The 26756-nt window shown below is 64.7% G+C and carries 24 protein-coding genes; 6 read left to right on the forward strand and 18 right to left on the reverse strand.

Features of this window, described 5'->3' with window-relative positions:
* Window positions 1–16: 16 nt before the first annotated feature.
* The gene (locus ACFO0J_RS07685; protein ID WP_376812483.1) at window positions 17–745 is read right to left on the reverse strand and encodes an ABC transporter ATP-binding protein; all 729 of its coding nucleotides are present in this window, start codon (window positions 743–745) and stop codon (window positions 17–19) included.
* 20 nt (window positions 746–765) lie between these two features.
* Window positions 766–1539, reverse strand: coding sequence for an ABC transporter permease (locus ACFO0J_RS07690; protein WP_376812484.1), 774 nt, complete (start codon window positions 1537–1539; stop codon window positions 766–768).
* Window positions 1540–1844: 305 nt separating this feature from the next.
* Between ACFO0J_RS07690 and ACFO0J_RS07695 the strand changes: the two genes are divergently transcribed.
* The 3 genes from ACFO0J_RS07695 to ACFO0J_RS07705 all read left to right on the forward strand — a co-directional run bounded on the left by ACFO0J_RS07695 (window position 1845) and on the right by ACFO0J_RS07705 (window position 7447).
* Window positions 1845–3098, forward strand: a complete 1254-nt coding sequence (locus tag ACFO0J_RS07695; RefSeq protein ID WP_376812485.1) for a glycosyltransferase family 2 protein — start codon at window positions 1845–1847, stop codon at window positions 3096–3098.
* A 23-nt stretch (window positions 3099–3121) separates the two neighbouring features.
* Complete coding sequence (locus ACFO0J_RS07700; protein WP_376812486.1) at window positions 3122–5206, forward strand: glycosyltransferase; 2085 nt, start codon at window positions 3122–3124, stop codon at window positions 5204–5206.
* Between the two features lie 75 nt (window positions 5207–5281).
* Entirely contained in the window at window positions 5282–7447 is a 2166-nt protein-coding gene (locus ACFO0J_RS07705; RefSeq protein ID WP_376812487.1) for a capsular biosynthesis protein, read from the forward strand.
* Between the two features lie 51 nt (window positions 7448–7498).
* Here the strand turns inward: ACFO0J_RS07705 and flgL are convergent, their stop codons facing one another.
* The 11 genes from flgL to flgB form a co-directional block, all read right to left on the reverse strand.
* Window positions 7499–8758, reverse strand: a complete 1260-nt coding sequence (flgL, locus tag ACFO0J_RS07710) for a flagellar hook-associated protein FlgL (protein ID WP_376812488.1) — start codon at window positions 8756–8758, stop codon at window positions 7499–7501.
* Window positions 8759–8781: 23 nt separating this feature from the next.
* On the reverse strand, window positions 8782–10461 hold the full coding sequence (gene flgK / locus ACFO0J_RS07715; RefSeq protein WP_376812489.1) for a flagellar hook-associated protein FlgK: 1680 nt from the start codon (window positions 10459–10461) through the stop codon (window positions 8782–8784).
* Window positions 10462–10580: 119 nt separating this feature from the next.
* Window positions 10581–11552, reverse strand: coding sequence for a flagellar assembly peptidoglycan hydrolase FlgJ (flgJ, locus tag ACFO0J_RS07720; RefSeq protein ID WP_376812490.1), 972 nt, complete (start codon window positions 11550–11552; stop codon window positions 10581–10583).
* A 7-nt stretch (window positions 11553–11559) separates the two neighbouring features.
* A complete protein-coding gene (locus ACFO0J_RS07725; protein ID WP_376812491.1) occupies window positions 11560–12705 on the reverse strand; it encodes a flagellar basal body P-ring protein FlgI in 1146 nt (381 codons plus the stop codon).
* A gap of 4 nt (window positions 12706–12709) precedes the next feature.
* On the reverse strand, window positions 12710–13402 hold the full coding sequence (locus ACFO0J_RS07730; protein WP_376812492.1) for a flagellar basal body L-ring protein FlgH: 693 nt from the start codon (window positions 13400–13402) through the stop codon (window positions 12710–12712).
* 11 nt (window positions 13403–13413) lie between these two features.
* Window positions 13414–14199, reverse strand: coding sequence for a flagellar basal-body rod protein FlgG (gene flgG / locus ACFO0J_RS07735; RefSeq protein WP_376812493.1), 786 nt, complete (start codon window positions 14197–14199; stop codon window positions 13414–13416).
* 32 nt (window positions 14200–14231) lie between these two features.
* Window positions 14232–14981, reverse strand: coding sequence for a flagellar basal-body rod protein FlgF (gene flgF, locus ACFO0J_RS07740; RefSeq protein WP_376812494.1), 750 nt, complete (start codon window positions 14979–14981; stop codon window positions 14232–14234).
* 14 nt (window positions 14982–14995) lie between these two features.
* Window positions 14996–16681: a flagellar hook-basal body complex protein gene (locus tag ACFO0J_RS07745; RefSeq protein ID WP_376812495.1), complete on the reverse strand. Its 1686-nt coding sequence runs from the start codon at window positions 16679–16681 to the stop codon at window positions 14996–14998.
* A 69-nt stretch (window positions 16682–16750) separates the two neighbouring features.
* Entirely contained in the window at window positions 16751–17440 is a 690-nt protein-coding gene (locus ACFO0J_RS07750) for a flagellar hook capping FlgD N-terminal domain-containing protein (RefSeq protein ID WP_376812496.1), read from the reverse strand.
* 11 nt (window positions 17441–17451) lie between these two features.
* Window positions 17452–17859, reverse strand: a complete 408-nt coding sequence (gene flgC / locus ACFO0J_RS07755; RefSeq protein ID WP_376812497.1) for a flagellar basal body rod protein FlgC — start codon at window positions 17857–17859, stop codon at window positions 17452–17454.
* A 23-nt stretch (window positions 17860–17882) separates the two neighbouring features.
* Complete coding sequence (gene flgB, locus ACFO0J_RS07760) at window positions 17883–18296, reverse strand: flagellar basal body rod protein FlgB (RefSeq protein WP_376812498.1); 414 nt, start codon at window positions 18294–18296, stop codon at window positions 17883–17885.
* A 224-nt stretch (window positions 18297–18520) separates the two neighbouring features.
* Here flgB and flgA point away from each other — a divergent pair, with 224 nt between their 5' ends.
* The 3 genes from flgA to ACFO0J_RS07775 all read left to right on the forward strand — a co-directional run bounded on the left by flgA (window position 18521) and on the right by ACFO0J_RS07775 (window position 20059).
* The gene (flgA, locus tag ACFO0J_RS07765; protein ID WP_376812499.1) at window positions 18521–19225 is read left to right on the forward strand and encodes a flagellar basal body P-ring formation chaperone FlgA; all 705 of its coding nucleotides are present in this window, start codon (window positions 18521–18523) and stop codon (window positions 19223–19225) included.
* Window positions 19226–19331: 106 nt separating this feature from the next.
* A complete protein-coding gene (gene flgM, locus ACFO0J_RS07770) occupies window positions 19332–19619 on the forward strand; it encodes a flagellar biosynthesis anti-sigma factor FlgM (protein WP_376812500.1) in 288 nt (95 codons plus the stop codon).
* The gene (locus ACFO0J_RS07775) at window positions 19616–20059 is read left to right on the forward strand and encodes a flagella synthesis protein FlgN (protein ID WP_376812501.1); all 444 of its coding nucleotides are present in this window, start codon (window positions 19616–19618) and stop codon (window positions 20057–20059) included. Before flgM ends, ACFO0J_RS07775 begins: the two co-directional genes overlap by 4 nt.
* Before the next feature lie 3 nt (window positions 20060–20062).
* Here the strand turns inward: ACFO0J_RS07775 and ACFO0J_RS07780 are convergent, their stop codons facing one another.
* From ACFO0J_RS07780 to flhB, 5 genes are all read right to left on the reverse strand, one after another.
* Window positions 20063–20419, reverse strand: a complete 357-nt coding sequence (locus ACFO0J_RS07780) for an HVO_A0114 family putative DNA-binding protein (RefSeq protein ID WP_376812502.1) — start codon at window positions 20417–20419, stop codon at window positions 20063–20065.
* A gap of 1 nt (window position 20420) precedes the next feature.
* The gene (locus ACFO0J_RS07785) at window positions 20421–20762 is read right to left on the reverse strand and encodes a toxin-antitoxin system TumE family protein (RefSeq protein ID WP_376812503.1); all 342 of its coding nucleotides are present in this window, start codon (window positions 20760–20762) and stop codon (window positions 20421–20423) included.
* A gap of 265 nt (window positions 20763–21027) precedes the next feature.
* The gene (gene flhF, locus ACFO0J_RS07790) at window positions 21028–23409 is read right to left on the reverse strand and encodes a flagellar biosynthesis protein FlhF (protein ID WP_376812504.1); all 2382 of its coding nucleotides are present in this window, start codon (window positions 23407–23409) and stop codon (window positions 21028–21030) included.
* Complete coding sequence (flhA, locus tag ACFO0J_RS07795; protein ID WP_376812505.1) at window positions 23406–25520, reverse strand: flagellar biosynthesis protein FlhA; 2115 nt, start codon at window positions 25518–25520, stop codon at window positions 23406–23408. The genes flhF and flhA overlap by 4 nt, the downstream gene beginning before the upstream one ends.
* On the reverse strand, window positions 25517–26680 hold the full coding sequence (gene flhB / locus ACFO0J_RS07800; RefSeq protein WP_376812506.1) for a flagellar biosynthesis protein FlhB: 1164 nt from the start codon (window positions 26678–26680) through the stop codon (window positions 25517–25519). The genes flhA and flhB overlap by 4 nt, the downstream gene beginning before the upstream one ends.
* Between the last annotated feature and the right edge of the window lie 76 nt (window positions 26681–26756).

Below are 26756 nucleotides of genomic sequence, written 5' to 3' on the forward strand. Positions count from 1 at the left end.
CAGCGACTCGTGGGGTTCAGTGTGCAGCGCCCGCAGGCGACGCGGGATCAGGCGATTCGGGATCAGGCGACGCGGCGGCCTTCCGGGCCGTGCCGTCATAGGCCGCAATGGCATCGGGCAGCGGCATGAGTTCGCCCAACCTGCCGTCCCTGAGCACCATGCCGCTGGAACAGAACCGCGTCGGCGACGTGGTCAGACTGGACACGATCAGCACCGTCGCATCCTTGGCGCGCTCGGCGAACACGTCCAGGCACTTGCGCTTGAAGGCGGGATCACCCACGGCGACCATTTCGTCGGCCACGTACATATCGAACTTCAATGCAATGGAAATCCCGTAGGACAGCCGCGCCCGCATGCTGTTGGCATAGGTGACCACCGGCAGGTCGTAGGCCCTGCCAAGTTCCGAGAATTCGTAGACGAAGCGTTCTACCTGTCCGACATCGGCGCCGTAGATGCGCGCCGCAAAACGCACGTTGTCGCGGCCTGTCATATTGGGGCTGACGGCGCCGGCGAAACCCAGCGGAAAAGACACCTTGCCGGCGCGCCGGACACGACCGGAATCGGGCAGTTCCATGCCGCAAATCATCCGCACCAGCGTCGATTTCCCCGAACCGTTGCCGCCCAGGATGGCGACGTTCTCGCCCCGGGGGAAGGTGAAGGAAATATCGTCAAGCACGCGCTTGATGCCTTTCTTGGAACGAAAACTCTTCGAGATATGCCTGAGTTCAAGCATCGGATCCTCCATAAACCGGGGCTGGCCGCAGGTCAGCGCGTATGCAGGCGGCGGCGGAACGCACGCTCCATGCACAAGCCGATCACCACGCTGGCGACCGACCACTTGATGAGATAGCCTCTGTCCAGCGTCAGCGAACTGAAGTTCGCGAAGTAGCCTTCGCGAAACCACTCGATGGCATGCACCAAAGGGTTCCAGACCAGCACGTGCCGCGCCTTGTCGGGCAAGGAATCCACCAGGTAAAACACGCCGGACAGCAGGTACAAGGGGCGCGTGACGGCGCTGTAGACGCGATCCCATGCCTTGAACATCACATTCAGCACCGCGTTGTTCAGCCCGATGCCGAATCCCAGCAAGAACGTGAAGAACGCGGCTGCGCCGCACTCCTCCACGACCTCGGGCAACATCAGCTTGCCGCCCAGCATCACGATGAACAGCAGCATGCAGAACACGATGATCCAGGTCAGCCCTTGCAGCAGCGCCTTGGCGAAGATGATGTCCATGTGCGTGATCGGCGGCAGGCGCAGCAGCGATACGTTTGACGAGATGGCCCGGGAAAGCTGCGACGAGGTATGGCTGAACAGGAAGAACGGCATGATCCCGGTGATGAAGAACATCTGCAGGTTCCCCATGGGCGCGATCCTGCCCCACACGACGTAGATCGCCGACAACACGGCAACGTGCAGGATCGGTTCGATCAGCGCCCACAGATAACCCAGCCGCGTGCCGCCAAACCGCACACGCGTCTCGCGGAACACCAGCGACAGAACGACCCTGAGCTGCACTTGCAGCGCCGTTGCGCTCACCCGCCCGCCCCGCCTTGAATCATCCGGCCATCTCCCGATCATCGTCATTCCCCGGCCGGGGCCGGGCATGGATTTGAAACCGGACCGGCAAGCGGCCCGGATAATCGGGATGAATGATACGGGGATGGAAAATCACCCGGATTTCAATTCTTATCAAATCAAATCAAACATGGCTTTGAAATAAAACGAAAGATAATTGATTCACACACCGCCCTATAATCGGACCATCCGATCCGGCAGACCCGCTCTTGTTCAGACATCTTCTCAATCTTTATCAGAAAAGAATACATCGTCTTACTCGACGCATGCGTGTCCACGAGCTCTATGATAAATCGCCCGATAACGCCGTCGTGCTGAATAGAATCGGATTATTCAGGACAAGTCTGGAAACATCCCCCTCGATCTGGTCGGAATTTCGCCTTGCTCGCCTGCGGGCCCATCTGGAATTCCATGGCCCGCAGACCCTGATCGATCCGGGCCGCTATATTGCACGTGTTTCCGACGTCGAGAGACGCCTATATGCCCTGACGCTCGCCCGCTGGAATCCCCGGGGAGCGGCACAGTGGCTGACGCCCGGAGAATGGGGCTTGAAAGCCGCGCTCGCGCTGGCGGAAGACGACCCGGGCAGAGGATTCGACATCGTCCGCGCACATGCCCGAGAATTTAGAAAATCAAAAGATTTGCGTGCAATTCTTGCTGCGCTGCACTGCCGGGCCGGAGAATTCTCCCAGGCCAGAAAACTATTGAATAGTCTTCTGATGAATGACAGCAATTCCATCATCGACGCCGACACGCCGCTGAGATTGGCCGATTTCATTGCAAAACCCGAGGCGCCTAACACGGCTTCCGGACGAAACGCCCCCCGCATTTCCGTCATTATTTGCGCATATAATGCCGCCCCTTATGTAGAAACCGCCCTGCGCTCCGTACTGAATCAGACCTATCCTAATATTGAAATCATTTCCATTGATGACGGCTCGCAAGATCACACATTCCAACATATGCGCCGGCTGGCTTCTGAAAATCCGCGTATCGTTGCTCTGCAATTTCCGAATAACGGGACCTATGCCGCCAGGAATATCGGCATCCGCTACGCAAGCGGTGATTTCATTACGTTCCTGGACGCGGACGACATTATGTTGCCGCAGCGTATTGCGTCCCAATGGCAAGCTCTGACGCTGTCCGGAGCGACGGCCACGGTCAGCAGACTGATCCGCATCTCGGAGGATGGAATCCTTGTCGCACCTCGAATATTCCCCTTGTCCCGCCACAACCCCTGCTCGCTCATGATGCAACGCTCGGTTCTGCGCGATGTCGGCGTCTTCGACGAAACCCGCTTCGGCGCCGACGAGGAATACGAGCACCGCATCGCCTTGCGCCTGGGCGGAAACGCCCTGCTGCGCACCCCGGACGTCCAGACCCTGGCGCTGCACCGGACCGGCTCATTGACTCAAGCCCCCCAATCAGGCCTGGCAAGCGCCGAGGGCCGGCAGGCCCGCATCGCCTACCGGGAGTCGTGGGTGCGCCGGCACCTCCGGGAAGCCGCCGGGGACCGTTGATCCTTCTCACGTTCAAGAAAACCATGTCTTCCAGACCTTCGATCCCGCATGCCCTTCCCATCGCCGACGCCGCCGCGCGGCGCGTTGCCACGCAGCCCGAACGGCTGCGTCACCTCACGCAGGAGAATGAACTGATGGTTGCACGCCTGGAGCAGGAGCGCGCGGCGCGGCTCCAGGCCGAAAAAGACCTGGCCGGGATGAAGGCCCTGCTGCGCGAGTCGAACCAGCAGCTCGCCCGGCAAAAACGCACCCTGACCTGGCGGTTCGGCCAGGAAGTGACGCGCGCGCGCAGCCTGACCGACTACGTGATGCTGCCCTTGCGGCTATACAGGCTGTCCGGCGCCCACAAGAGAGAACGGCGCCAGATGCCGCTCAACCCCCATCCCGCCCCGACCGTCCTGCCTGCGGAAACCGCCGGCGCCATCAAGGAGGCCCTGGACTACGCGCACCGCGTGCGGGATGCCGAAGTCATCCTCTGGATCTCAAAGCAGGCCTGGCCTGCGCAGACCAAGGTCAAGGTCTATTGTGAAGTCGCCAAATGGGCACGCAGCAGCTACCCGCATATTGCCGAACAAATCGCCGAACAGCTCCTGACCCTCGACCCGAATGCTCCGCACGTCCGGCAACTGGCGTTCAGCCTTTACGACGCCGGCCTGGTGACCGCGCCCGCCAAGCTCCTCGCACACGCCCAGAACACGGGCGTGGAATTCAATACAGCCGAACAGCAGCGCGCCCGGCGGGTGTGCAACGCGCACGAGCTGATGCGCCGCGCGGCGCGGCGCGCTCCCCGGCCCCGCCAGGCCTTCGACTTCAACGCGGACGGCCCCATCGTCATCGTCGCGCCCACATCGCTGCTGCATGGCCGGAACGCGGCCAGCAACGCCTTGCACCGCCATGCGGCGCTGCTGCGCCGGCGCTACGGCAACGTCTGCGTGATCAGCCTGGCTCCGGACGATGCGGTGCGGGCGGGCGCCAGACTGCGCGAGGAGCTGCCTCAAGCGGACATCGTGCTCGACGGCGTGGTGTACAAGGCCGTCGACGCGGAGCCCGGGCGCACGCAAGCCATCGAGGACGCCGCCAACGCGCTGTCCGAGGCCGTGCTCGCGGCGACGGTCGGCAAACCGCCGCGGGCCGTGCTGGCCTGGGACGGCCTGCGCTGCGCCATCGCGGCGAGCGCTGCCGCTCACACCTTGCGCGTCCCCTACGGCCTGGTGCTGCTCGGACTGGACTACTTCCGCAAGGCGACCGTCAGCCACAAGCTGTCGGAACGCGGACGCCTGGAGCTCAAGCTCGTGTCCGAAGCCATCGTCGACGCCGACCTGGTCGCGCTCGGTTCGCAAGCCATGCGCCACGCCGTCCAGCAACTGCTGGGCAGTCCCCGGGAAACCGCCCTCCTCCCGCCGCTGCCCTTGCCGTCAACCAGGGGGCGCAAGGCCGCGGCGCCGGAGGTGGAAAGCACGCTGGCCGCCCTGCAAGGCAAGCGCGTGCTGGCGCTGACCGACGACCATCCCGACCCGGCCCTGGCCCGCGCGGTCATTGACATCTATGCCGAAATCGCCCTGCGCCGCCCGGACACCGCGCTGCTGGTGTTGAGCGACTCGAAAACCGCCGCGCTCATGCGCCGCCATGCAGTTTCCATCGGCCTGCCCGACGATCAGTTGTTCTGCCTGACTGACATCAGCGATCTGCCCTCACGCGAACAATTGCTGGCCCGTGTGGAGCTGGCGCTGTTTCCTTATATTCCGGCGCAAGCCGAAATCGCCGCGCTGCCCCCCACCGCCAGCCTGCTGGAAAGCATGGCCCACGGCATCTGCCCGGCGGTCGGTCTCAACCCCGCCTATGCCGAGCTCGTCGAGCCCGGGCGCAGCGGCGCGCATATCGATTACTCACAAGGCGCCGCCGACATCGCGCACAGGCTGCTGGAGCTCATGGAAGATCCGGAGGTCGCGCGCGCCATGGGAAAGCGGGCCCGGGAGCGCCTCGCACGCGAATATCCGCCGCTGGAACAGGCCCTGGACGACTTTTTCATGCAGGCCGCAGAGCCCCAGCCCGCCGCGCTTGCCGGCGTGCACGCCGAGCCGGGCCTGCTGCGGATGAAAGCCTCCTGATCCCGCCAGCCGCCGGAACGGCCCGTCCGTCCCGCACATTTTCACTCTGATGCACAGAAGAAGGAGTATTGAACGATGATCATCTCGACGATCGGTTCCTGCCGCGTGGCAGGCCCCATGACCAAACTCCAGGCGCCGCGAAACTTCGTCCTGGACAATCGTCTGCTGTACGGCTTCACGCACAACACCAAGGAAACCATCCAGGCCATCCGCTACATGCGCGGTGAGATCACCCTGCCGGAACACGTCTGGCCCTTCATTTCCAGCGAACCGCTGCGCGAGTCCAATGCCGCCGATGCCCAGCCGGCCGATACGCGCCACGTGGTCGAAATCAGTTCGATCAAGGTGCTGGAACTGGACGGCAAGCATCTGCAATTGGTGCGCTTCAAGGAAGCACTGAGCTTCTGCCCCGAACTCCTGAAGATTTTCTTCGACCACGCCTCGCGCGAGGCGCTGGACAAGCGCCAGACGGCCCTGCAGGCGGCGCCCGGCTTCGCCCATGTCCCCGAACACGTGCGGCATGCGCTCAGCCACACGGTCATGCGCACGCAGAACGCGCAGGAAATCCTGGACGACCTGAAAACGATCCAGCAACTGCTGGGCGACACCTTCGTCCTCGTCACCCACTGCAACGCGATCAACGCCGAAAACCGCCTCATCGCCGACCGCGCCCAGATGGTCGAGACCGTCACGCTGGCGGCAAGCGCCCTGGGCATTCCCCTGGTCGACCCCGGCGCGCTGCTCGCGCATTTCGGCCAAAGCCGCGGCATGCCCGACGAAGGCCGGGACACGGCCCACTACACACCGACCTTCGCCAAGCTGGTGGGTCACGCGATCTGCGAAACACTGCTGGGATCGGCCGACCGGAATGCTGCCGAAACCATCGAGCCGCTGGACTGGAGGCAGTGCATCGAACGCGCCAAGACATCCGCGAGCGAGCTCGAATGGGACAACGCCCTGCTGCTCATCAACCGCGCCATCGAACTCAAGAACGGCAGCCCGATCGCCTATGTGCTGCGCGCGCGCGCCGTGACCGCCCTGAACCAGACCGACGACATCCTGGATGCCTGGTCCATCGCCCTGGCCATCGACAGCAACCGCAGCCCCCGCATCCTGCGCCAGGCGGCTGAAGGCGCGATGAAAGTCGGCGACTACGACAAGGCCCGCGACTGGGCCACCGAATCGCAGGCCAAAGAGCACAACGAAAAGACCGCCCTGCTGCTGGGCCACATCCATTCCAGGCAAGGCCGGAATACACAGGCCGAGCAGGCCTTCAGCCAGTACGCGGCCGCCGACGCCGCGCGCGCGCTGCGTCTTGCTTCCCGCGCGCACACCCTGCTGGCGGATGCCGCCAATCTGGTGAATGCGCTGGCCCGCACACCCGGCGTGGACCAGGCCGGCCTGGACGCGGCACGCGCGGCGGTGCTCAAGCGCGCCTCGCGCGAAGTCAAGCGCACCGGCCGCACCGGGGCCCTGCTGCCCTCCCTCAGCGCGTTCTACGCCCTGCAGTCGCTGCCGCACGATGATCAGGCGGACCACCCCGATCAGATCAACCAGGCCTACCGGCGCCTGCTGAAAGCCTATGAAACCCACCCGGAATACCAGCACAGCAGCGAGACCGTGACGCTGCTGGGCCGCCTGGCCCAGCTCGATCCAGTCGATCCGCGCTATGTCCAGCGCGCCGCCAAGCAATTGCAGGCACGGGGGCAGACGCGCGCAGCCATCGAATGCTGGCGGCGCCTGGCCGGCGCGCCCCTGCCCGCCGGGCGCGAGACCGCCGCGCTGGCTGCGACAAAACTGTCGCAACTGGGCGCCTACCAGACCGCCGCACGTGTCTATGCGCAGTTGTCGCAAAGCGGCGCCATGGAACTGAACACCGCGCATGAGCACATCGACAAATGCCTGCGTGCGCTGGCCCGGGAATTTCGCAAATGCCTGGTCGAAGAACGCTTGCGGGATGCAGAGGAGGCCCTCGACGGCATTCAGTCGATCGACCCCGCCTATCAGGGCCTGGTCTCTTTGCGGCGTTCGCTGGCGGACGCGCACAAGCGCGAGTTCCTGGCACGCCGCTCGAACAGCGCCGATGCCGATGAGGTCATCGCCAGCGCGCAACGCGTGATCCAGACCTCACCGATGGACCGCGAGGCCAACATCGAACTGGCCATGCACAAGCTGAGGAACGGCGATGTGGCGGAAAGCCGCCGCATCCTGGACCGTTTCCTGCAGGGCAGCCCGGCCTGAGCCCTCGCAAATCGGCTTGCAAGCCCCGGGATGCGCAGCGTCCGCCGGGGCTTATTTGCCCCGGTTGAACAGGCTCAGGCCCTGGATGGTCTGGAACGCGAGGCCCGCGCCTTCCAGCGCCATCTTGCGCAGGCTGAGCTGCGTGGTGGCCTCGTAGTAGTCCAGATCCTCGATGCCGGACAAGGCGGCGGCATAGCCCAGATTGCGCTGGGCGCCCGTGTTGTTCAGGGCGGTCAGTTCGTTCATGCGCGAACCCACGGAAGCGCGCACCGTCAGCACATTGTCGTACAGGGTGGCCAGCGTCTGCGACGTGGTGTTCATCAGGTTACGCAGACTGGTCGAGGCCGTTTGATCCCCCTGAATGGGTTGTTCCAGGGCATCGGCCAGCGCGCCCATGGCCTGGAACAGGTTCAGTCCGGTCGAATGCTTCAGGGGCTCGGCGGTGAATTGATCGTTGGCGGCAGGCTCGCCGTTGATTTCCAGGGTCGTACCCACGCCCAGATCCAGCGATTTCTGGCCTGGAGTCCAGGCATGCGTCGTCGTCACCACATCGCCCACTGCGATCGGAGGCGTCGCCGCCGGATCCGCCGCCAGCGCGGTCGCCGTCACCGTATAGTTATTGCCGGTGGCATCGAACTGGATGTCGAACGAAAACTTGGCATCGGCGTTGCCCTGCGCGTAATCGGCAATCGCCGCCCGGCCCAGGATGGCCGTGCCATTATTGCCCGCGTCCGCCGCCGACAGATAATCCCGCGTACCCGGCTGGGCGCGCTGGAAGACGTCTGAGCCGACGTCGCCTCCGGCAATGCGGCGGGTCTGGTCGGCCTGGATCAGGCGCTGCAACGAGTCGCCATCATAGTTTCCATTGGCGTCGTAAGCCGGGATGTCGCCACGGGAACCCGAAAACAGATATTGCCCGTTGCCATCGGTCGTATTGGCAATGCCCAGGGCCGTGGCTTGCGCCTGGCGCAGGATGCCCGCCAGGGTGCCACGGTCGGCGTCCGACAGCGTGCCGTTACCGATCTCGACCAGCCGGGTACGCACGTCTTGCAGCAGCAGCGTCAGGCTGCTGAGCGCGTCTTCCTCGGTGCCCAGGTTCTGGTTGGCGACTGCGCGGTTGTCCGCATAGCGGACGTTCTGGGCCTGGGACTGCGACAGATTGATGGCTTGCGAGGCGCCCAGGGGGTCATCGGCCGGGGTGACCATCTTCTGGCCGGTGCCGATCTGCTGGTACAGATGCATCAGATCGGACTGCTGCTTGTTGATGGTGTTCAGGCCGGTCTGGAAAACGAGGCTGGAGCTGACGCGCATGATGGAATCCTGAAAATCGCGGCTTAATTACGCAGGCTGAGCAAGGTGTCGAACAGAGTCGAGGCCGTGTCGATCAGCCGCGCGGCGGCGCGGTATTGATCCTGGAACTGCTGCAGATTGATGTACTCTTCGTCCAGATTGACGCCGGACACGGCCTGCTGGGCGGAAAAATTCTGGGCGATCAGGGTTTCCTGGGCCTTTTGCGCAGTCGTGTTCTGCTGGGTCTTGACCGCCACGACGTTGACCAATTGGGAGTAGGCTTCGTTCATGCCCAGGGTGCCATTGGACAGCACTTTCTTGTCACGCAGGGCAGCCAGTTCCAGGGCATTGTCGCCGTTGGCGGTACCGGCCCCCACCCCCGAACCGGGCGCGGACTCGCCCGCCGCAGCAATCTTGGCCGGATCGCTGATCGCGACCGTCATGGCCGCCGCCGCATCGCGCGTGGGCTGGACCAGCCAGCTATCGTTGGCCGCCGGCGCCATCCCCGCCGTCTCGATTTCCACCCCGTCAAAGCTGAGCTTGGTGCCGTTGATCGTGGGGGATATCGTCGTGCCTTCGGGCACCCGCGTGACCTTGTAGTTCGTGCCGTCGAACTCGACCCGGTAGTCCTGGTTGGTGATCTTGGACAATTCGCCGGGCACGTATGCAGCGGTCGGCGTGCCCGCCGTGGCGCTGTTCTTTTCGTTGCCGATGACCTTGGGCGTCCCCACATTGAAGAACTGGCCGCCCGGGGTGCCGGACAGGTCGAAGCCCTTGGCGTGCTGCTCGTTCAGGGCGATGGAGATCCCCAGCGCGACACGTCCCAGGTCGTTTTGGGTGGCGTCCAGCGCATCGGAGCGGAAGGTCAGCAGGCCGCCCAGCTTGCCGCCGGTGATCCGCTTGTCTTCCATCTCGATGGGAACGGCGTTGCCCGCCGCGTCCTTGGTGGTGTAGTGGACCGCCAGGCGGGACGGATCGGCCTTGGACGGGTGGGCTTCCAGGTAGTAGATGGAGTCCCCGCCCAGCACGGTCTGGCCATTGCCGATGGTGATGCTGACGCGGTCGTCCTGCTCGTAGGCCTGGACGTCCACCAACTGGCCCAGTTCACTGACCAGTTGATCGCGCTGGTCCAGCAGATCGTTGGGCGGCTGGTCCGGGTTGGTGGCCTTGGCCGTGGTGATCTGGCGGTTCAGGTCCTGGATGCGATCCAGATAGCTGTTGATCTGGGTGACTGTGGTGTCGATCTGGGTATTGACGTTGACGCGCTGGCTGTCCAGGAAAGCGTTGGCGTCGCGGATCTGGGCCGCCAGGCTGTTGGCCTGGCCGATCAGTTCCTGGCGCGCAGCCACGTCGGCCGGGGCCGAGGCCACCGCGTCCAGGCTGTCGAAGAATTTCTGGATGCCCGGGGAAATGCCCACCGTACGATCCGCCACCAGATTGTTGATCTGACTGACCTGGTCGCCGTAGGTCTTCAGGGCGGCGCCGCGCGTCAGCGAACTGGTGAGCTGGTTCTGCAGGAAATTGTCATACGAACGCTGCACGCTGACGGCCTGCACGCCCCGGCCGATCCAGCCGCCCGACGTCGGGGTGGCCCCCGCCGTTTGCGACAGGACGGTCTGGCGGCTGTAACCCGCAGTCGCGGCGTTATTGATGTTGTGCCCGGCCGTCTGCAGACGGTTTTGCGCGACCAGAAGGCCTGCCTTGCCGAGATTCGCCAGATTCATATGCTGCAATCCTATCGGTTGCGGACGCGCCGGATGAGCGCGTTCCGGAATTCTTCCCTGATCATAACGGCAGGCGCGCCCGGAAATTTAGGGTTGCGCCCCGCAGGCGGGCGGCGCGCTCAACGCGCGTTGAAATAGCCCATGATGGAAATCAGCTTGTTGGCATAGCCCGGATCGGTGGCATAACCGGCTTCCTGGATACGCCGGGCGGCCGCCTCGGCGGACGGCGCAGCGACGACCTTGTCATAGCGGCCGTTGCCGCCGACCAGCTCGGCATAATCCTGGAAGGATTCGGCGTAGGACCCATAGGCGCGGAACGGCTGCGACACGCGACGCGCCACACCGTCCTCGTATTCCGTGGTCATCACATGGACCACCTCGCCGCGCCAATTGCCGCCGGCCTTGATACCGAACAGATTGTGGCTGCTGCGGCCATCCGGGCGGCGGATTTCGCGTTCGCCCCAGCCGGATTCCAGCGCCGCCTGGCTGAGGATCAGCTTGGCCGGCACGCCGCTGCGCTGGGACGCCAGTTCGGCGGCGGCGCTCATGCGGTCCACAAAGGTGCGGATATGGGCCGGTGCGCCCTGGATGGCGCCGCCGATCCGGTCGCCCGCCCCGCGCCGCGCCAGCATATTGATCAGGGACGTGATGGAGCCGGCCATTTCGCGATGGCCTTCGCCGATACGCGACTGCAGGCCCGGCAGGCGCGAACGGGCCGCCTCGGGCGGATTGGCCAGCGGATCGAGCGGTTCTTTCAGCACTCCGCCCTGCATCTGCGCCATCAGCGCGTCCGCCAGGCCCAAACCGGGGTTGGCCATCGCCAGCGCGGCCTGCTCGTCGCTCATGCTCTGGGCCATGCGCGTCGCCTGGGAATCGAATAGCGACGGCATCTGTGACGACTGCTGGCGCGCCTGCTTGAGCATCATCTGGATGAAGATCGCCTCGAACTGGCGCGCGACCTCGCGCTGCTGGCTCTGGGCGGCATGCCCGCCGACCTGCACACCCCGCTTCAGGGTGTTCAGGCTGCTGAAGTCCAGCGCCGAAGGCGTGGCATCGGGACTCAGCAAGGGCGCATGCGACACGAATTCCATGGCGGCCTCAGATCACTTCCAGATCGGCACGCAGGGCGCCGGCGCTCTTGAGGTTCTGCAGGATCGACAGCAGGTCCTGCGGCGTCGCCCCCAGGGCATTCAGGCCACGGACCACGTCGGCCAGATTGGCGCTGGTGGTGACGCGCTGGATGGCGCCGCCTTCGCTGCGCATCTCGATCTGGGTATTGTTCGTCACCACAGTCTGGCCGCCGCCAAAAGGCGTCGTCGGCTGGCTGACTTGCTGCTGCGGGCTGATGGTGACCGACAGATTGCCGTAGGCGATGGCAGCCTCTTGAATCGTGACGGTGCGGTTCATCACCACCGAACCCGTGCGCGCATTGATGACCACCCGGGCGCGGGCGGGCGGCAGGCCGACCTGCAGGTTTTCCACCTGGGACAGGAAGGCGAGCTGCGCCTTGGGGTCGGCGGGCGCGTTCAGTTCGATGGTGCGGCCATTCAGCGCGGTCGCCGTCTGCGCGCCGAACTTGCGATTGAGCGCCGTCACGACGTTCTGGGCAATGCCGAAGTCGCTGGTGTTCAGTTCCAGGCGCACGATGCCGTTCTGGGCATAGGTCGTGGGCACGCCGCGTTCGACGATGGCCCCGTCGGGGATGGTGCCGCCGTTCAACTGATTGACCTGGACGCTGGCCCCGCCCTGGGACGCGCCTGCGCCGCCGACCAGCAAATTGCCCTGGGCCAGCGCATAGACCTGACCGTTGGCACCCTTGAGCGGCGTCATCAGCAGCGTGCCGCCGCGCAGGCTCTTGGCATTCCCCATGGACGACACCACCACGTCCAGGCTCTGCCCCGGCTGGGCAAAGGCCGGCAGGCGCGTCGTCACCATGACGGCAGCCACGTTCTTGACCTGCATATTGGTGCCCTGGGGCACGGTCACCCCCAGTTGCGACAGCATATTGGTCAGGCTCTGCTGGGTGAAGGGCGTCTGGCGCACCTGGTCGCCGCTGCCGTCCAGGCCGACCACCAGGCCGTAGCCGATCAACTGGTTTTCCCGCACGCCGGTGAAGGACGCCAGATCCTTGATGCGTTCGGCCTGGGCGGCGCCCAGCGGCAGCAGTGCGCCCAGGCACAGGGCCAGCGCGCCGGCGGTCAGGCGGCGTGCGAAGGAAGGAAGTGAAATCAATGAGGCGGCCATGAGGTCAGAACGGGGCGATATTGAGGAAGAAGCGCTGCAACCAGCCCATGGTCTGGACTTCGTCCATCACGCCCTTGCTGCGGTATTCGATGCGGGCGTCGGCCACCTGGGTCGAGGCCACCGTGCCGTTGCCGGTGATCGAGCGCGGGTCCACCACGCCGGAAAAGCGCACGTATTCGCTGCCGCGATTGATGGCGATCTGCTTTTCCCCGGCGATCTGCAGATTGCCGTTGGGCAGCACGCCGATCACGGTGGTCGTCAAGGTGCCGGTGAACAGATTGTTGGCGCTGCTGGAACCCGTGCCTTTGGACTGGTTGCCGCCGGTCGCGTCGAAATTCTGCTTCGCCCCAAGCTCATCGGGCAGGAAATCCGGACTCAGCCCGATGCCCATGGACGCGCTGCCGCTGCGGTTGGTGTTGGTATTGACGTTCTTGGCCGCGTTGGTTTTTTCCTGGATCACGATCGTGACGATATCGCCCACATTGCGCGGCCGGCGATCCTCGAACAACGGATAGTTGCCGTAGGCCGTGGGCTGATAGATGGAGCCGTTGGCTTCCGCCATCGGCGGCATCTGGGGCGGGGGCGGCGCGGTCAGCGGCCCCGTGACGATCGGCTCGGGCGGCACCAGTGCGCACCCGGACACCACCAGCGAGAGCATGACCACCCACGCTCTCGCCCAACGACGCGATCCCTTCATGGACATCCTGCTTACAACTGGGTCAGGCGACCAAGCATCTGGTCGGACGTCTGCACGGCCTTGCTGTTCATTTCAAAGGCGCGCTGGGTGGTGATCATGTTCACCAGTTCCTCGGCCACGTTGACGTTGGACGTTTCCACGTAGTTCTGCATCAGCGTCCCCGCGCCGTCCAGCCCGGGCTGCAGCAGATTGGCCGGCCCCGAGGCGTCGGTTTCCAGATACAGGTTCTCGCCCATGCTCTGCAAGCCGGTCGGGTTGATGAAGGTCGACAGTTGCAACTGGCCGACCTCGACGTTGGTGCCGGCCGCGCCCGGCTGGGTCACGGACACCGTGCCGTCGCGCGAAATCGAGATGGACAGCGCATTGTCGGGGATATTGATGCCCGGCTGGATGGGGTAGCCGCCCGCCGTCACCAGCATGCCGTTCTGGTCGCGCTGGATGCTGCCGTCGCGTGTGTAGGCAAACGAGCCGTCCGGCATTTCCACCTGCAGAAAGCCCTTGCCCAGGATGGCGACGTCCAGCGCATTGCCGGTTTCCTTCAGCCCGCCGTCGGTGTGGATGCGTTCGGTGGCCACCACGCGCGCGCCGGTACCGATCTGCAGGCCCGAGGGCAACTGGTTGGCCGCACCGACGGCGGCGCCGGGCTGGCGCATCGTCTGGTACATCAAGTCCTCGAACACGGCGCGGCTGCGCTTGAAGCCCGTGGTGTTGACGTTGGCCAGGTTATTGGAAATCACATCCATGTTGGTCTGCTGGGTTTCCAGACCGGTCTTGGCGATCCACAGGGAACGTATCATGTCTTCGTGCCTGTCAAAGGGTCGCGGCGGGCTTAGCCCGCCGCTGAAAGAATCGAATTGCCGCGTTCTTCGTTGGTGCTGGCGTTCTTGATGACTTGCATCTGCAGCTCGAACTGACGGGCGTTGGAAATCATGGACACCATCATGGCGGCCGGATTGACGTTGCTCTTTTCGATGAAACCGGGGGCGATCCGGACGGCTTCGTCCGGCTGGACCGGCTGGCCGCCGGCCGTACGGAACAGGCCGTCGTCGCTGCGCACCAGTTGATCCTTGGGCGGATTGACCAGCTTCAGTTGCGCCAGCAACTGGATGTCGCGGGGATTGTCGCCCGCGCCCAACGCGCTGATCTGGCCGTCCGTGGCAAAGGTCACGCTGCCGCGCTCGGGGATTTCAATGGGTTGACCGTCGGCCGACAGCACCGGCAAACCGGTGTGCGTGACCAGTTGGTTCTGATCGTTGACGGCAAATTCGCCCGCGCGGGTATAGGCCTCGCCCTGCGGGGTCTGCACGGCGAACCAGCCGTCCCCGGAAATGGCGGCATCCAGGGAATGGCCGGTCTCGGCCATGATGCCCTGGCGGAAATGGCTGCCCGGGGTCGAGGCCACGGTGCTGACCCGGGTGGGCAGTTCGCCCGCCTGGGGCACCACCGGCACGGACCGGTAGATCGCCATCTGCTCGCGAAACCCGGTCGTGGAAACATTGGCCATATTGTTGGAAATGACCGACTGCTGTTCCAGAATGCGGGCCGCGCCGTTGGAGGCGGTGTAGAGGATGCGATCCATGCCGGGCGACTCGTTTAACGCATGGTGATCAAGGTCTGCAGGATCTGGTCCTGCGTCTTGATCGTCTGGGCATTGGCCTGATAGGTGCGCTGGGCAATGATCATATTGACCAGTTCCTGGCTCATGTCCACGTTGGATTCTTCCACCGCCTGGCCCTTGATGGTGGCCAGCCCGTTGCTGCCCGGGGTGCCCACGATGGGCTGGCCGGAATTGGCGGTCTCGGCCCAGGCATTGCCCCCGACCGGCTGCAAGCCCTGCAGATTGGCGAAGTCGGCCAGGGCCAGCGTGCCCATGGTCTGCTTGGCGCCGTTGGTGTAATTGGCGATCAGCGAACCATCAGAACCGATGGACATGCTGGCGTATTCGCCGGTCGCATAACCGTTCTGGACGAAGTCCTGAGAATAGCTGCCGCCGAACTGGGTGGAACCGTCATAGGCCACCTGAATCGACACCGGATTAGCCGGCGACGTGGTACCGCCAGGGGTGAAACTGATCGTGGCAGGCGAACCAGACACCAGACGTCCCGCAGGGTCAAAGGTCAAAGTCGCGGTATTGGCCGGCGGCACGGGGGGCACACCATCAACGACATAATTGACTTCCCAGACACTGTTGCCGCCTACTGCTTCGCGCTTGGAGTAGTACTGCTCGACACGGTGTTCGTTCCCCAACGAGTCATAGACCGTCAGCGGAACCATTTTTGAAAAAGACTGGGGGTTGGTGGGATCAAAGGCGATAGGCGTTGGAGCAACGTACGCTACGTTACTTGAATTTGTCGGCGTCACATCTGGCTGATTGCTTGCATCAACCACCACAGCCGAACCCGAAACCCCTCCACTTGAATAGGCCGCATCAGGAGGAACATTCCCTGTCGTAGCACCGGTTGCATCCGTATACCAGGTATACACGCCACCAGTCACAGTGTAGTAATAGGGCGTCGTTGTAGTCCCTGTACTATCGGTCAAGTTAACAGTGCCCACTGTCGTTGCATCACCGGGAATATTTCCGCCAGTAGTCGGAAATGCAGCCGGCGTCGGGACACCACTCGCTATTGAAACCTGCGTCGGCGGAGTATCCCAGGATTGGTATGTCCCTGCGGGAGGAGGGGTACCCACACTTCCGTCCTGATTCACCCAGGTGTATGTCGTACCATTCAAACGATAGTAGTAATTGGTCGTCGCACCCGCAGCATCAGTCAAAGAAAGCCTACCAATCGTTTCCGGCGTGCTGGCAGGATCCGCATTCGCATCCAGATTCACCTTGTTGGTAATCGTGGTCGTTGCCTGCGGATCGATATTCCCTACCGGCACGGTCATGGGAATCAGGTTGGTGCCGCCCGGCGCGTAGCCCATCAGCCGCTGCCCTTGGGCATTGACGATGAAGTGATCCTTGTCGGCCAGGAACTGGCCGTTGCGGGTGTACAGCGTGGCGCCGTTGGGCTGGGTCACCACGAACAGGCCCTTGGCCCCGTCGATGGCCATGTCGAACTGATTGCCCGACGTGGACACGATCCCGGTGGTGAAGCGCTGGTTGATGGACGCGACCTGCACGCCCAGGCCGACGCGCGAACTGGCGTAGACGTCGGCGAAGGTGGCCGTGCCGGTCTTGAACCCCACGGTGCCGGAGTTGGCGATGTTGTTGCCGATGACATCCAGGTTTTGCGAGGCGGCGTTCAGACCGCTGAGACCTTGACCGAAACCCATGATTGACCTCTTTCAGTGCGTATGGCGTTGATTCGTTGAAACGGCGGCGCGGCGCGTTCGCCGTCCGGATTACATGACTTGCCGGATGTCCAGCAAGGAAATCTTTTGACCCATGGCCAGGTTCAGCTTCAGGCCTTCGGAGGTGTAGGCGATGCTGTTGATGTGGCCCGAGGTCAGCGTCTCGGCGGAAACGGCCTTGCCGTTGGCGTCGGAAGCCGCCACCTGGACGGTGTAGGCGCCGTCCGGCACGGGCGCGCCGGACGAATCCAGGCCGTCCCAGCTCATCGGATAGATGCCGGCATCCCTGGCTTCGTCGAATTCGTATTCGCGCACGGCCTTGCCGGTGGCATCCAGGATGGTGACCTTGGTCTTGGCCGCGCCGGACATCAGGTCGACGCCGAAGGGCGTGGCGGACTTGACGCCCGAATCGGGATCGCTGCCCAGCGAGATTTTTTCGCCCGGATAGAGGATGTCCTTGCCGATCAGGCCGGCGGCCTGCAGGGACTGGGACATGTCCATCTGGCCCGACAGCGCCAGCAGCGTGTTGTTCAGGCCCTGGATGCCGTTGACCATGGACAACTGCGCAATCTGCGAGGTGACCTCGGCGTTGTCCATGGGGTTCAGGGGATCCTGGTTCTGCAGTTGCGTGACCAGCAGGGTCAGGAAACGGTCCTGGGTGTCGCCCATCAGGTTCTTGGTCTGGGCATTGGCCAGCGCGGAAGCGGCGTTCGAGCCGTAGACGTCGTTGACAGTGGACATGGCGGGACTCCTTATTGACCCAGGGTGAGGGTCTTGGCCATCAGTGACTTGGCCGTGTTGATCACTTCCACATTGGCCTGATAAGACCGCGAGGCGGAAATCATGTTGACGGTCTCGGCGACGACGTCGACATTGGGCAGGGTGACGTAGCCCTGGCCGTCCGCCAAGGGGTTGCCGGGGTCGTATTTGATGCGCGGAGGCGCGTTGCTTTCGAGAACCGAGGCGACCTGCACACCGCCGACGGCCTCGGAACGGGCCGAGGGCGTCATCTGGAACACGACCTGGCGGGCCTTGTAGGGCTGGCCGTCGGGACCGACGGCGCTCTCGGCATTGGCGATATTGCTGGCCGTGACGTTCATGCGCTGGGACTGGGCCGACAGCGCGGAACCGGCAATCTGGAAAATGCTGAAGGTGGACATGGCGGTTTCCGTGGCGCAGCCGGTTATTGCTGGATCGCGGCCAGCAGGGATTTGATGCGGCCGTTCAGGACTTGCAGGTCCGTCTGGTAGCGCATGGTGTTGTCCGCGAACTGGATGCGCTCGGCGTCCATTTCGACCGTGTTGCCGTCCAGGCTGGGCTGGGACGGCACGCGATACAGTTCCTGGGCGGGACCGCTGGTGTGGGCGCGAGCCGGAATATGGCGCGCCGAGGTCAGGGTCAGGGAAGTGTCCGGCAGGCGCGGCAGACCGCCCTCGCCCATGGCTTCGCGCAGGGTGGCGTTGAAATCGATGTCACGCGCCTTGTAGTTGGGCGTGTCGGTGTTGGCGATGTTGGACGCCAGGATTTCCTGCCGCTGCTGGCGCAGGGCCAGGGCTTTCTGGTAGAACTCGAAGTCCTTGCCGATACGATCGATCATGGCTTTACACTGAAACGGATGAGCGGAGTGCGCGCCACCGTGCACCAAATGATCCCCCGACCATTCGCGGCTTTATCGCACGCCACCATAGTACGGTCCCCTCCAGGGGGATAAAGGCCAAAACAAAGCGGGGTTTGAAGCCCTATTCAGCCGTTGCGGGGGCTGTTGACATAAATTGACAGAAAGCGGCTCGGCGGACGTACTGGTCACCTACAATAAACGTCATGCGCGCATCCCGATTCCTGCTGCTTCTGCCCTTGCTGCTGCCGGCCGCCCTGCCGGGGCCGGCACGCGCCCAGGCCGCCCGCCCCGCTCTGCAGGACCCGGCGGCCCTCGTCGCCCAGGCCGAGGTCCTGCTGAAAGAACAGGCGGCGACCTGGCCGGGCCGGGCCGTCATCCATGTGGACGCCCCACGCATCGTGAACCAGGCGGCCTGCGCACAGATGGAGGCGTCCCTGTCCGGTTCGGGCCTGCAGCCGCGCACGCCGGTGACGATCCGCTGCCTGGCGCCGCAGCCCTGGACGATCTACCTGCAGGCCAGCGTCCAGATCCAGGGCACCTACTATGTCGCCAACCGCCTGATCCAGCGCGACGAGGCGCTCAGCCTGGACGACCTGGACACCCGCGAAGGCGACTTGCTGCGCAACCGCCGGCTGATCGGCGATCCGGCCCGCATCGTCGGCTGGATCGCCACGCGCCGCATCCGCGCCGGGGGCGCGATCGAATCCGGCGCCTTGCGCGATCCCAACGCCATCGAGCGCGGCCAGCAGGTCCGCACCGTGGCGCGCGGCGTCGGCTTCGTCGCCAGCAGCGAGGGCCAGGCCCTGGAATCCGGCGGCCCCGGCGCCCGGATCCAGGTCCGCACCCCGGGGGGACAGATCATCACCGGCACGGTGATCGACGCCCACACGGTCCAGGTTATGATGTAGGAGCATCAGGCTTTGATCACTTTCAATCATCGCCTAAAGAATTCGCCCGACCCGCCGTTACCAGGGATGCACCAATGATCCCACCCACCCAACCCGGAGACGAGTCTTGAAAATCAATTCCACTTCGTCCAACCCCCTGCTGAACGGGGTGGCCGGGGGAACGCGCGGCGACACGGCCTCCCATGCCTCGTCCGGCGCAGTCGCCGGCAGCCGCACGGCAGTAGACCTCAGTCCGGCCGCCCGTCATCTGGCCGCCCTGAACGACAGCGATGCCGACGTCCAGATCGAGCGCGTCCAGCAAATCCGCGACGCACTGGCCTCCGGCGAACTGAAAATCGACCCCAGCCGCATCGCCGACGGCCTGCTGGCCAGCGTCCGTGATTTGCTGAAATGAGCCTGGCGGACGACCTGCTGCAGTGCGTGCAGGCCCAATCGGCCCTGCTGGATGAATTCATCCAGGCGCTGGAAGCCGAATCGGCCGCCTTGCTGGACGACACCCCCACGAATCTCGCCCTGGCCGAACAGACCCAGCGCAAGAACGATTACGCAGAACGCCTGGGGCAACTGGACCAGGACCGCGTCCGCATCCTGGGCGAAATGGAACAGCCTGACACGGCCGCCGGCATCAACGCCGCCTGCGCCATCCAGCCAGAACTGCGCCCGGCCTTCGACGCGCTGTTCGAACGCGCCGATCGGGCCAGCCGCCTGAATCAGGACAACGGCCAGATCCTGCACACCTATATGGAACACAACCAGCGGGCGCTGGATACGCTGCATTCCCTGGTGAATCAGGATCTGTACGACGCCCGCGGGCGGCTGCGACGACCGCGGTAAAAATCAGAACGGCATCTCCAATGAGATCCCCGCGTAATTCGTCCGAGGGGCCAATTGTCGCCCAACCCCCTGCTCGAAGCGGATCAAGCCATACCGCTCTAGCGTACGCAGTGTGCGCGAAAGATTGGACTTGGCCCGACCGGTCTTCAGGGCTAGTTCGTTGAGCGATTGCGGTTTGGTATCTGCAATCAATGCCAACAAGGCCCGATTTTTGTCCGACAAGACCTGGGACAGGCTTTCAATAGACTGAAACCAGACCTTGGGTTCGCCAGGTTCAGGTTTGTACTCACCCCGAGCAATCGCAAGTGTCCTGGCCTTGTATTGCTCCAGCGAGGCGATACCGACCTTCAGCATCGGCATGTTAGAGGCTCCTTTCTTGCAATAGCTGTCCGACTTCTTGCCAGAAATCACTCAGTAAAGTAGCGGCATCCATATATGCGTAGAAGCGGATGCGCTTACCGACATGTTTATGGTCATATTCGATCCTGGTCCGCGCACCTGGACCCGTGCCTTCTCTGACAGGATGTGCGTTGTCAAAGCCAAGAATACGCTCGCCATCCGCATCATGAAGCGTCAATGAATACTTGATGCCATGGGGTCGATGCGCAGTAACCTCAACTGGCTTCACCTCAAACTTGACCCACCGCCTGCCAGCTTCGTCTGCCATGAATGATTCGCCATCAAGCAGCAACAGCGTATCCAAGCTTTCATCTCGCTTCACGCGCCCCCATGTTATCACTGGATCACAACCCACTCAAGATTGCAATACAGAAGCACCGGCGCGGCGAGGAAAAGAATGTGAGACAGCAAGGGATCGTTTGCTGGCGATCATAGCGGGCTTCCAGGCACGGGAAGCCCTATTCTGAGCAAGCTCTATCCGGCTTACCAGACTGGGAAATCCTGAGGGATAGAAAGGTCACATCTCAACCATCTGCCCCGTTTGTCCCATCGCCTCGTATCGATCTACGTCAATTCGCCAGCAACTCTTTCAGCGCATACAGCTTGAGCAGCCCCGCATGGGCCTGACGCGGCGCGAGCCGGTCGGCGCCCAGCATGCGGGCGGCGACGCGGGCCGCCGGCGCCAGCGCCGGGTCCTGCGCCAGGCGCCAGGCGGCCAGGCCCATCTGCGCCGCAAACACCGCCCGATCGACCAGCGGCTCACGGCCGGCGTCGGCCAGCAACGGCGTCGCCTGGCGCCAGGCCGCCTGGCACTCCTGGCGCAGCAGCAAGGCGCGCGCGATCCGGTGGGCGTCGGGCTCCACGGCCATCCCGGCCACAGCGTACCAGACCTTCAACAAGCGGCCATCGCGGGGATCCACCGCCCGCAGGCTGAAGATCCGGATCGGCAAAGCGGGCTCGCCCCGGGTGCGCAGTTCGGCCTGCCCTGCCGCCGCCCACCAGGCCGGCTGGGCGCTTTCCAGGCCCGCCGCCGACAGCAGCGGCCAAAAGGCCTGCGCGTCCAGCGGCTGATACATCAGGGGCTGGACCGCCGCCGACAGCACACAGGGTTCGTCATCCAGATAGACCCGGGTACGAGGGCTGCTGGCGGCCAGCCAGCGGCAATCGCGGGCGCTCAGGTCGCGCTGCAGCGCCTGGCTGCCGCCGTCAAAGACGTGCAGGACGGCAGTCGGCGCATCCTCGGTTTCGGTGTCGATCTGCGCCAACAGGACATCGGCAGCCGAAGGTGCAGAGAACTGGGCGCCCTTGGGCGTATGCCAGCCATCCGCCAGCCCCGCCTGCTGCGTCGCGGCAGCCAGCGGCCGGCCCTGGTCGTCGAACCAGGCGGTCCCCGACCAGGCGCCGCGCCGGCCTTGCCAGTCCAGGGACTGGCGCGTGTGCACGACCAGGCCCGGCCGGGTTTCATCCAGACCGCCATGGGCGACCCGGCGCAGATGTTCGATGGCCTCGGCGGCCGGCGGCAGGTCGCCCGCCGCGCGGCTGCGCCACAGGTCGTAGGCCTCGGACAGCACCGGGTCCTCGTCCTGCAGGGCTACGGCGGCCTGCAACTGATCCATGCCCAGGGCGTCCCCGCGCGAGGAACCGGTCAGCAACTGCGGCAGCAGAATCTGCTGGCGGCGGCGCTCGGCGGCGGCATCCGCATTGTCGGCCGGCTGGGTCATGGACAGCAGCGCAGCCAGATCGGCCTCGGTGGGCGCATACAGGGTACGGCCGGCCTGGGCCGGCGCCAGCGCCCGGTCCATCAGTTCGGCGGCCGTCAGGAACAGCAGGTTTTCCGGGACTTTCTGCCCATTGGACACATAATGGATCGGCAGTTTGTAGCGGATCGCCGTGTCCAGGGCGGCGCCCAGGCGTGAAGCCTCGTCGATCTTGGAGACGATGCAGCCGCGCAGCGGCGTGCCGCCGTCGCCGGCGTAGGATCGGGCGACCTCGTCCAGCGTGTCGCCATGGCTGACGGCGTTGAGCACCAACAGGCGCTCGACCTTGCGTCCGGCGCCCGCCAGCAAGGCGGCCTGCTCGTGGATGTAGCGATCGCGCTGGCTGATGCCGACATTGTCGATCAGCAAGGTCTGGTCGGGGCGCACGCTCTGAATCACACGGCGCATTTCATGGACGTCCTGCACGACGTGCACCGGCACACGCAGCATCTGGCCGTAAATTTTCAACTGTTCGTGAGCGCCGATCCGGTAGGTATCGGTCGTCACCAGCACCAGGCTGCCCGGGCCGCTGCGGCGCACGCAGCGGGCGGCGAGCTTGGCCACGGTCGTGGTCTTGCCCACCCCGGTGGGACCGACCAGGGCCAGCGCCAGGCCGGGCTGCCACAGGGCGTCCTCGGATTCCAGGACCGGCAGATGGCGGACCAGTTCATTGCGCGCCCACTGCAGGGCGCCCCGGGCGGCGGCCTGCTCCGGCATGTGCTTCAGCATGGCCCGCAGCAGCGCCGTGCTGAAGCCGAAGCGCAGCAGGTTCTGGAACAGCGTGACCGCCTGCGGGGAACGGCGTAACTGGCTGCCCCACAGCAATTCGTCGATGCGGGTTTCCAGCGAGCCCTTGAGCTCGCCGATGACGCCCATCAGATCCGCGCCCTGCGGGCCGGGGGCATGATGCCCCGGCGCAGCCTGCGCGGGATGGTGATGCGCAGGATGCTGCGCGGCCTGCGGCGCATGCGCTGCGGGCGCCGTGGCGGGCCGGGGCGCCATGGACGGCGCCGACGCCGGCGAGGCGGGCGCCGCCGGACTGCTTTCAGGCAGGGAAGTCTGGTCGGTGGCGAGAATCTCGACCCCGCCGCTGACCCGCTTATTGGAAATGATCAGGGCGTCGGAGCCCAGGGCAAGGCGCACCTGCCGCATGGCCTCGCGGTTGGTGGCACCGAAAAAACGACTGATGTTCACGCAGCACTCCCGCCGACGACCGCAGTGACGCGAATGATACGCTCTTCAGGGATCTCGGCGCTGGAGAGCACCGCCATGTGCGGCAGGTGATGGCGCAGGAAGCGTGACATCGAAGCGCGCAAGACCGGCGGCACCACCAGCACCGGGGCCTCGCCCCGGTCTTCCTGGCCCTGAACGATGCGCTCGACGTCGCGCAGCAGATTTTCCGCCAGGCCGGGTTCGAGGGCGCCGCTGCTGCCCAGGGCCTGCGTCAGCACACGCTCCAGGCGGGCATCCAGGCCGATGACGCGCAATTCCGTCTCGCCCGCGAACCAATGCTGGACAATGGCCCGTCCCAGCGCCACCCGGACCTGGGCCAGCAATTCGTCCAGATTCGGTCCGGTGCCGGTCGGATTGAGGGCGGCCAGGCGCGGAGCGTGCTCGGTGATGGTTTCGAGGATGCTGCGCATGTCGCGGATGGGCACGTCCTCGTCGAGCAGGCTGCGCAACAGGTTCTGCAGTTGCGGCAGGGTGATGGTCTTGGGCACCAGGTCCTCGACCAGCTTGGGCACGTCGCGGGCGACGTGGTCCAGCAACTGCTGGGTTTCCTGGCGGCCCAGCAGGCGCGACCCGTAGCGATGCATCAGGTGATTCAGGTGGGTGGCCACCACCGTGGCGGTATCGACCACGGTGTAGCCGGCGATCTGCGCCTGCTCGCGCAGGGCCGGATCGATCCAGAACGCAGGCAGACCGAACGCCGGATCCTTGGTCGGCGTACCCTGGACGGCGCCCGTCACCCCGCCCGGGTCGATGGCCAGCCACTGCCCGGTCTGGGCCACGCCGCGACCGATCTCCACACCAAACAGCATGATGCGGTAGTCCGTGGGCTTGATTTCCAGATTGTCGCGAATATGCACGACCGGGGGCAGAAAGCCCATTTCCTGGGCGAATTTCTTGCGCAGGCTGCGAATGCGGTGCAACAGTTCGCCGTTTTGCTGATGGTCCACCAGGGAGATCAGGCGGTAGCCGACCTCCAGGCCCAGCGGATCGACGGGCGCCACGTCATCCCAACTGGCTTCGGCGGCGGCGGCCACGGCGGCCGCCTGTTCCTGCCCCGGCTCGGCGGCGGCCGCCTGCTGCTCGCGCTGCTGGCGCTGCAGCACCAGCCAGCCGCTCCCGCCGATGATGGCCGCCAGCAGCAGGAAGGCCACGTGCGGCATGTTGGGGATCAGGCCCATCAGCGCCAGGATCCCGGCGGTGATGAACATCACGTTGGGATTGGAGAACAACTGCCCGATCATCTGCTGGCCGACGTCCTGATCGTTGGCCACGCGCGAGACCACCACACCGGCGGCGGTGGAGATCACCAGCGCCGGGATCTGCGCCACCAGACCGTCACCGATGGTCAGCAAGGTATAGACGGCGCCCGCGTCGGAAGCCGACATGCCGTGCTGGACCATGCCGACGATCAGGCCGCCGATGATGTTGATCACCATGATCAGCAGGCCGGCCACGGCGTCCCCGCGCACGAACTTGCTGGCGCCGTCCATGGCGCCGTAGAACTCGGCTTCCTGGGAAACTTCGGCGCGCCGCTTGCGGGCCTCGTCCTCGCCGATCAGGCCGGCATTCAGATCGGCGTCGATGGCCATCTGCTTGCCGGGCATGGCGTCCAGGGTGAAACGCGCGCCGACTTCGGCGATACGGCCCGCACCCTTGGTGATGACGGTGAAGTTGATGATCACCAGGATGATGAACACCACGATGCCGACGGCAAAGTTGCCGCCCACCAGAAAATGGCCGAAGGCCTCGATGACCTGCCCGGCAGCGTCCGGGCCCTTATGGCCGTGCAGCAGCACCACCCGGGTGGAGGCCACGTTCAGGGACAGGCGCAGCAAGGTGGCGAACAGCAGCACCGAGGGAAAGGCGGCGAAGTCCAGCGGCTTGCGCGTGAACATGGCCACCAGCAGAATCATCACCGACAGGGAAATGTTGAAGGAGAACAACAGGTCCAGGATGAACGGCGGCAGCGGCAGGATCATCATGGCCAGGACCATGAGGATCAGCACGGGCCCGGCCATCAGGCGGGCATGCCCGGAGCCGTGGGTCTTGAGGAAATCCAGGAAGCTGTTCATGAGGCGGGGACGAGGGCCGGTTCAGGGCCTTGTTGCGGATCGAGTTCGGGCGGCACGCGCAGGTCCTGCGGCGCCTGCGGCAGTGTACCCGAGCCCTGCTGCCAGTTGCGCAGCTGATAGACCCAGGCCAGGACCTCGGCCACGGCGGCGTACAGGGCGGCGGGGATTTCCCGGTCGATCTCGACGTGATGATAAAGAGCGCGCGCGAGCGGCGGAGCCTCCAGCAGGGCGACGCCGTGCCGGTCGGCCAGTTCGCGGATCTGCGCGGCGATCAGACGGGTGCCTTTGGCCACCACCACGGGCGCGCCGCCCTGCCCTTCGCTGTAGCGCAGCGCCACGGCGTAATGGGTCGGGTTGGTGACCACCACATCGGCCTCGGGCACCGCGCTCATCATGCGCCGCCGCGCCATGGTGCGCTGCTGCTGGCGGATGCGGCCCTTGACATGGGGGTCGCCGTCGCTGTCCTTGTGTTCCTGCTTGACGTCTTCCTTGGACATCCGCAGTTGCTTGGCGTGGTTCCAGAGCTGCCAGGGCACGTCGATCAGCACGATGATGATCAGCGACGAGGCAATCAACAGGCAGCACATCGCGGCCAGATCCAGCCCGCGCGCCAGGGCCTCGGTGGGCGCCATGCGCGACAGGGCCAGCATATCGTCCCGATAGGCCCAGATGACCTTGACGCCGATGAAGCCGACCAGCCCCGCCTTGGCCAGGGTCTTGAGCAGTTCGATCAGGCTCTGCACGCCGAACAGGCGCTTGATCCCCGACAACGGGCTGAGCCGGCTGAACTTGGGCTCCAGCGCCTTGGGCGACAACAGAAAGCCCCCCAGCGCCACCGAGGAAAAGATGCCGATCACCAGCAGCAACGCCATGAACGGCAGCACGATCAGCAGCCCATGCCAGGCGGAATCGCCCGCCACATTGAGCATGACCTGGGGATCGCGCGCAATCCGGGGGTCGAACCACAGACCGTTGTGCACGATGCCGCGCAACGTGCGGAAGATCGTCTCGCCCCCGAGCCACAGCGCGCTGATGCCGCCGATCAAGGCCATGAAGGTGCCCAGCTCGCGCGAACGCGCGACCTGTCCTTCCTCGCGCGCCTTTTCCAGGCGCCGTGGAGTGGCTGCTTCTGTTTTTTCGAGATCGCTATCCTGGGCCATGCTCAGCCGACAACCATGCAAACAGCCTGGATTGTAGTGTCCAGGCCGTCAGCACGAAGCACGGATAAAAGCGCAT

This window comes from Castellaniella hirudinis, from assembly GCF_042651965.1.
Lineage (GTDB): Bacteria > Pseudomonadota > Gammaproteobacteria > Burkholderiales > Burkholderiaceae_B > Castellaniella > Castellaniella hirudinis.

Coding starts and splice junctions, on each gene's coding strand:
- ACFO0J_RS07780 (WP_376812502.1), bottom strand. CDS start 20,419: ATGCCGATGCTGAAGGTCGGTATCGCCTCGCTGGAGCAATACAAGGCC.
- ACFO0J_RS07695 (WP_376812485.1), top strand. CDS start 1,845: ATGCGTGTCCACGAGCTCTATGATAAATCGCCCGATAACGCCGTCGTG.
- flgJ (WP_376812490.1), bottom strand. CDS start 11,552: ATGGAATTCGTGTCGCATGCGCCCTTGCTGAGTCCCGATGCCACGCCT.
- flgG (WP_376812493.1), bottom strand. CDS start 14,199: ATGATACGTTCCCTGTGGATCGCCAAGACCGGTCTGGAAACCCAGCAG.
- ACFO0J_RS07750 (WP_376812496.1), bottom strand. CDS start 17,440: ATGTCCACTGTCAACGACGTCTACGGCTCGAACGCCGCTTCCGCGCTG.
- flgB (WP_376812498.1), bottom strand. CDS start 18,296: ATGATCGATCGTATCGGCAAGGACTTCGAGTTCTACCAGAAAGCCCTG.
- ACFO0J_RS07730 (WP_376812492.1), bottom strand. CDS start 13,402: ATGAAGGGATCGCGTCGTTGGGCGAGAGCGTGGGTGGTCATGCTCTCG.
- flgK (WP_376812489.1), bottom strand. CDS start 10,461: ATGAATCTGGCGAATCTCGGCAAGGCAGGCCTTCTGGTCGCGCAAAAC.
- flgC (WP_376812497.1), bottom strand. CDS start 17,859: ATGTCCACCTTCAGCATTTTCCAGATTGCCGGTTCCGCGCTGTCGGCC.
- ACFO0J_RS07745 (WP_376812495.1), bottom strand. CDS start 16,681: ATGGGTTTCGGTCAAGGTCTCAGCGGTCTGAACGCCGCCTCGCAAAAC.
- flgA (WP_376812499.1), top strand. CDS start 18,521: ATGCGCGCATCCCGATTCCTGCTGCTTCTGCCCTTGCTGCTGCCGGCC.
- ACFO0J_RS07725 (WP_376812491.1), bottom strand. CDS start 12,705: ATGGCCGCCTCATTGATTTCACTTCCTTCCTTCGCACGCCGCCTGACC.
- ACFO0J_RS07685 (WP_376812483.1), bottom strand. CDS start 745: ATGGAGGATCCGATGCTTGAACTCAGGCATATCTCGAAGAGTTTTCGT.
- ACFO0J_RS07775 (WP_376812501.1), top strand. CDS start 19,616: ATGAGCCTGGCGGACGACCTGCTGCAGTGCGTGCAGGCCCAATCGGCC.
- flgF (WP_376812494.1), bottom strand. CDS start 14,981: ATGGATCGCATCCTCTACACCGCCTCCAACGGCGCGGCCCGCATTCTG.
- ACFO0J_RS07705 (WP_376812487.1), top strand. CDS start 5,282: ATGATCATCTCGACGATCGGTTCCTGCCGCGTGGCAGGCCCCATGACC.
- ACFO0J_RS07700 (WP_376812486.1), top strand. CDS start 3,122: ATGTCTTCCAGACCTTCGATCCCGCATGCCCTTCCCATCGCCGACGCC.
- flhA (WP_376812505.1), bottom strand. CDS start 25,520: ATGAACAGCTTCCTGGATTTCCTCAAGACCCACGGCTCCGGGCATGCC.
- flgL (WP_376812488.1), bottom strand. CDS start 8,758: ATGCGCGTCAGCTCCAGCCTCGTTTTCCAGACCGGCCTGAACACCATC.
- flhB (WP_376812506.1), bottom strand. CDS start 26,680: ATGGCCCAGGATAGCGATCTCGAAAAAACAGAAGCAGCCACTCCACGG.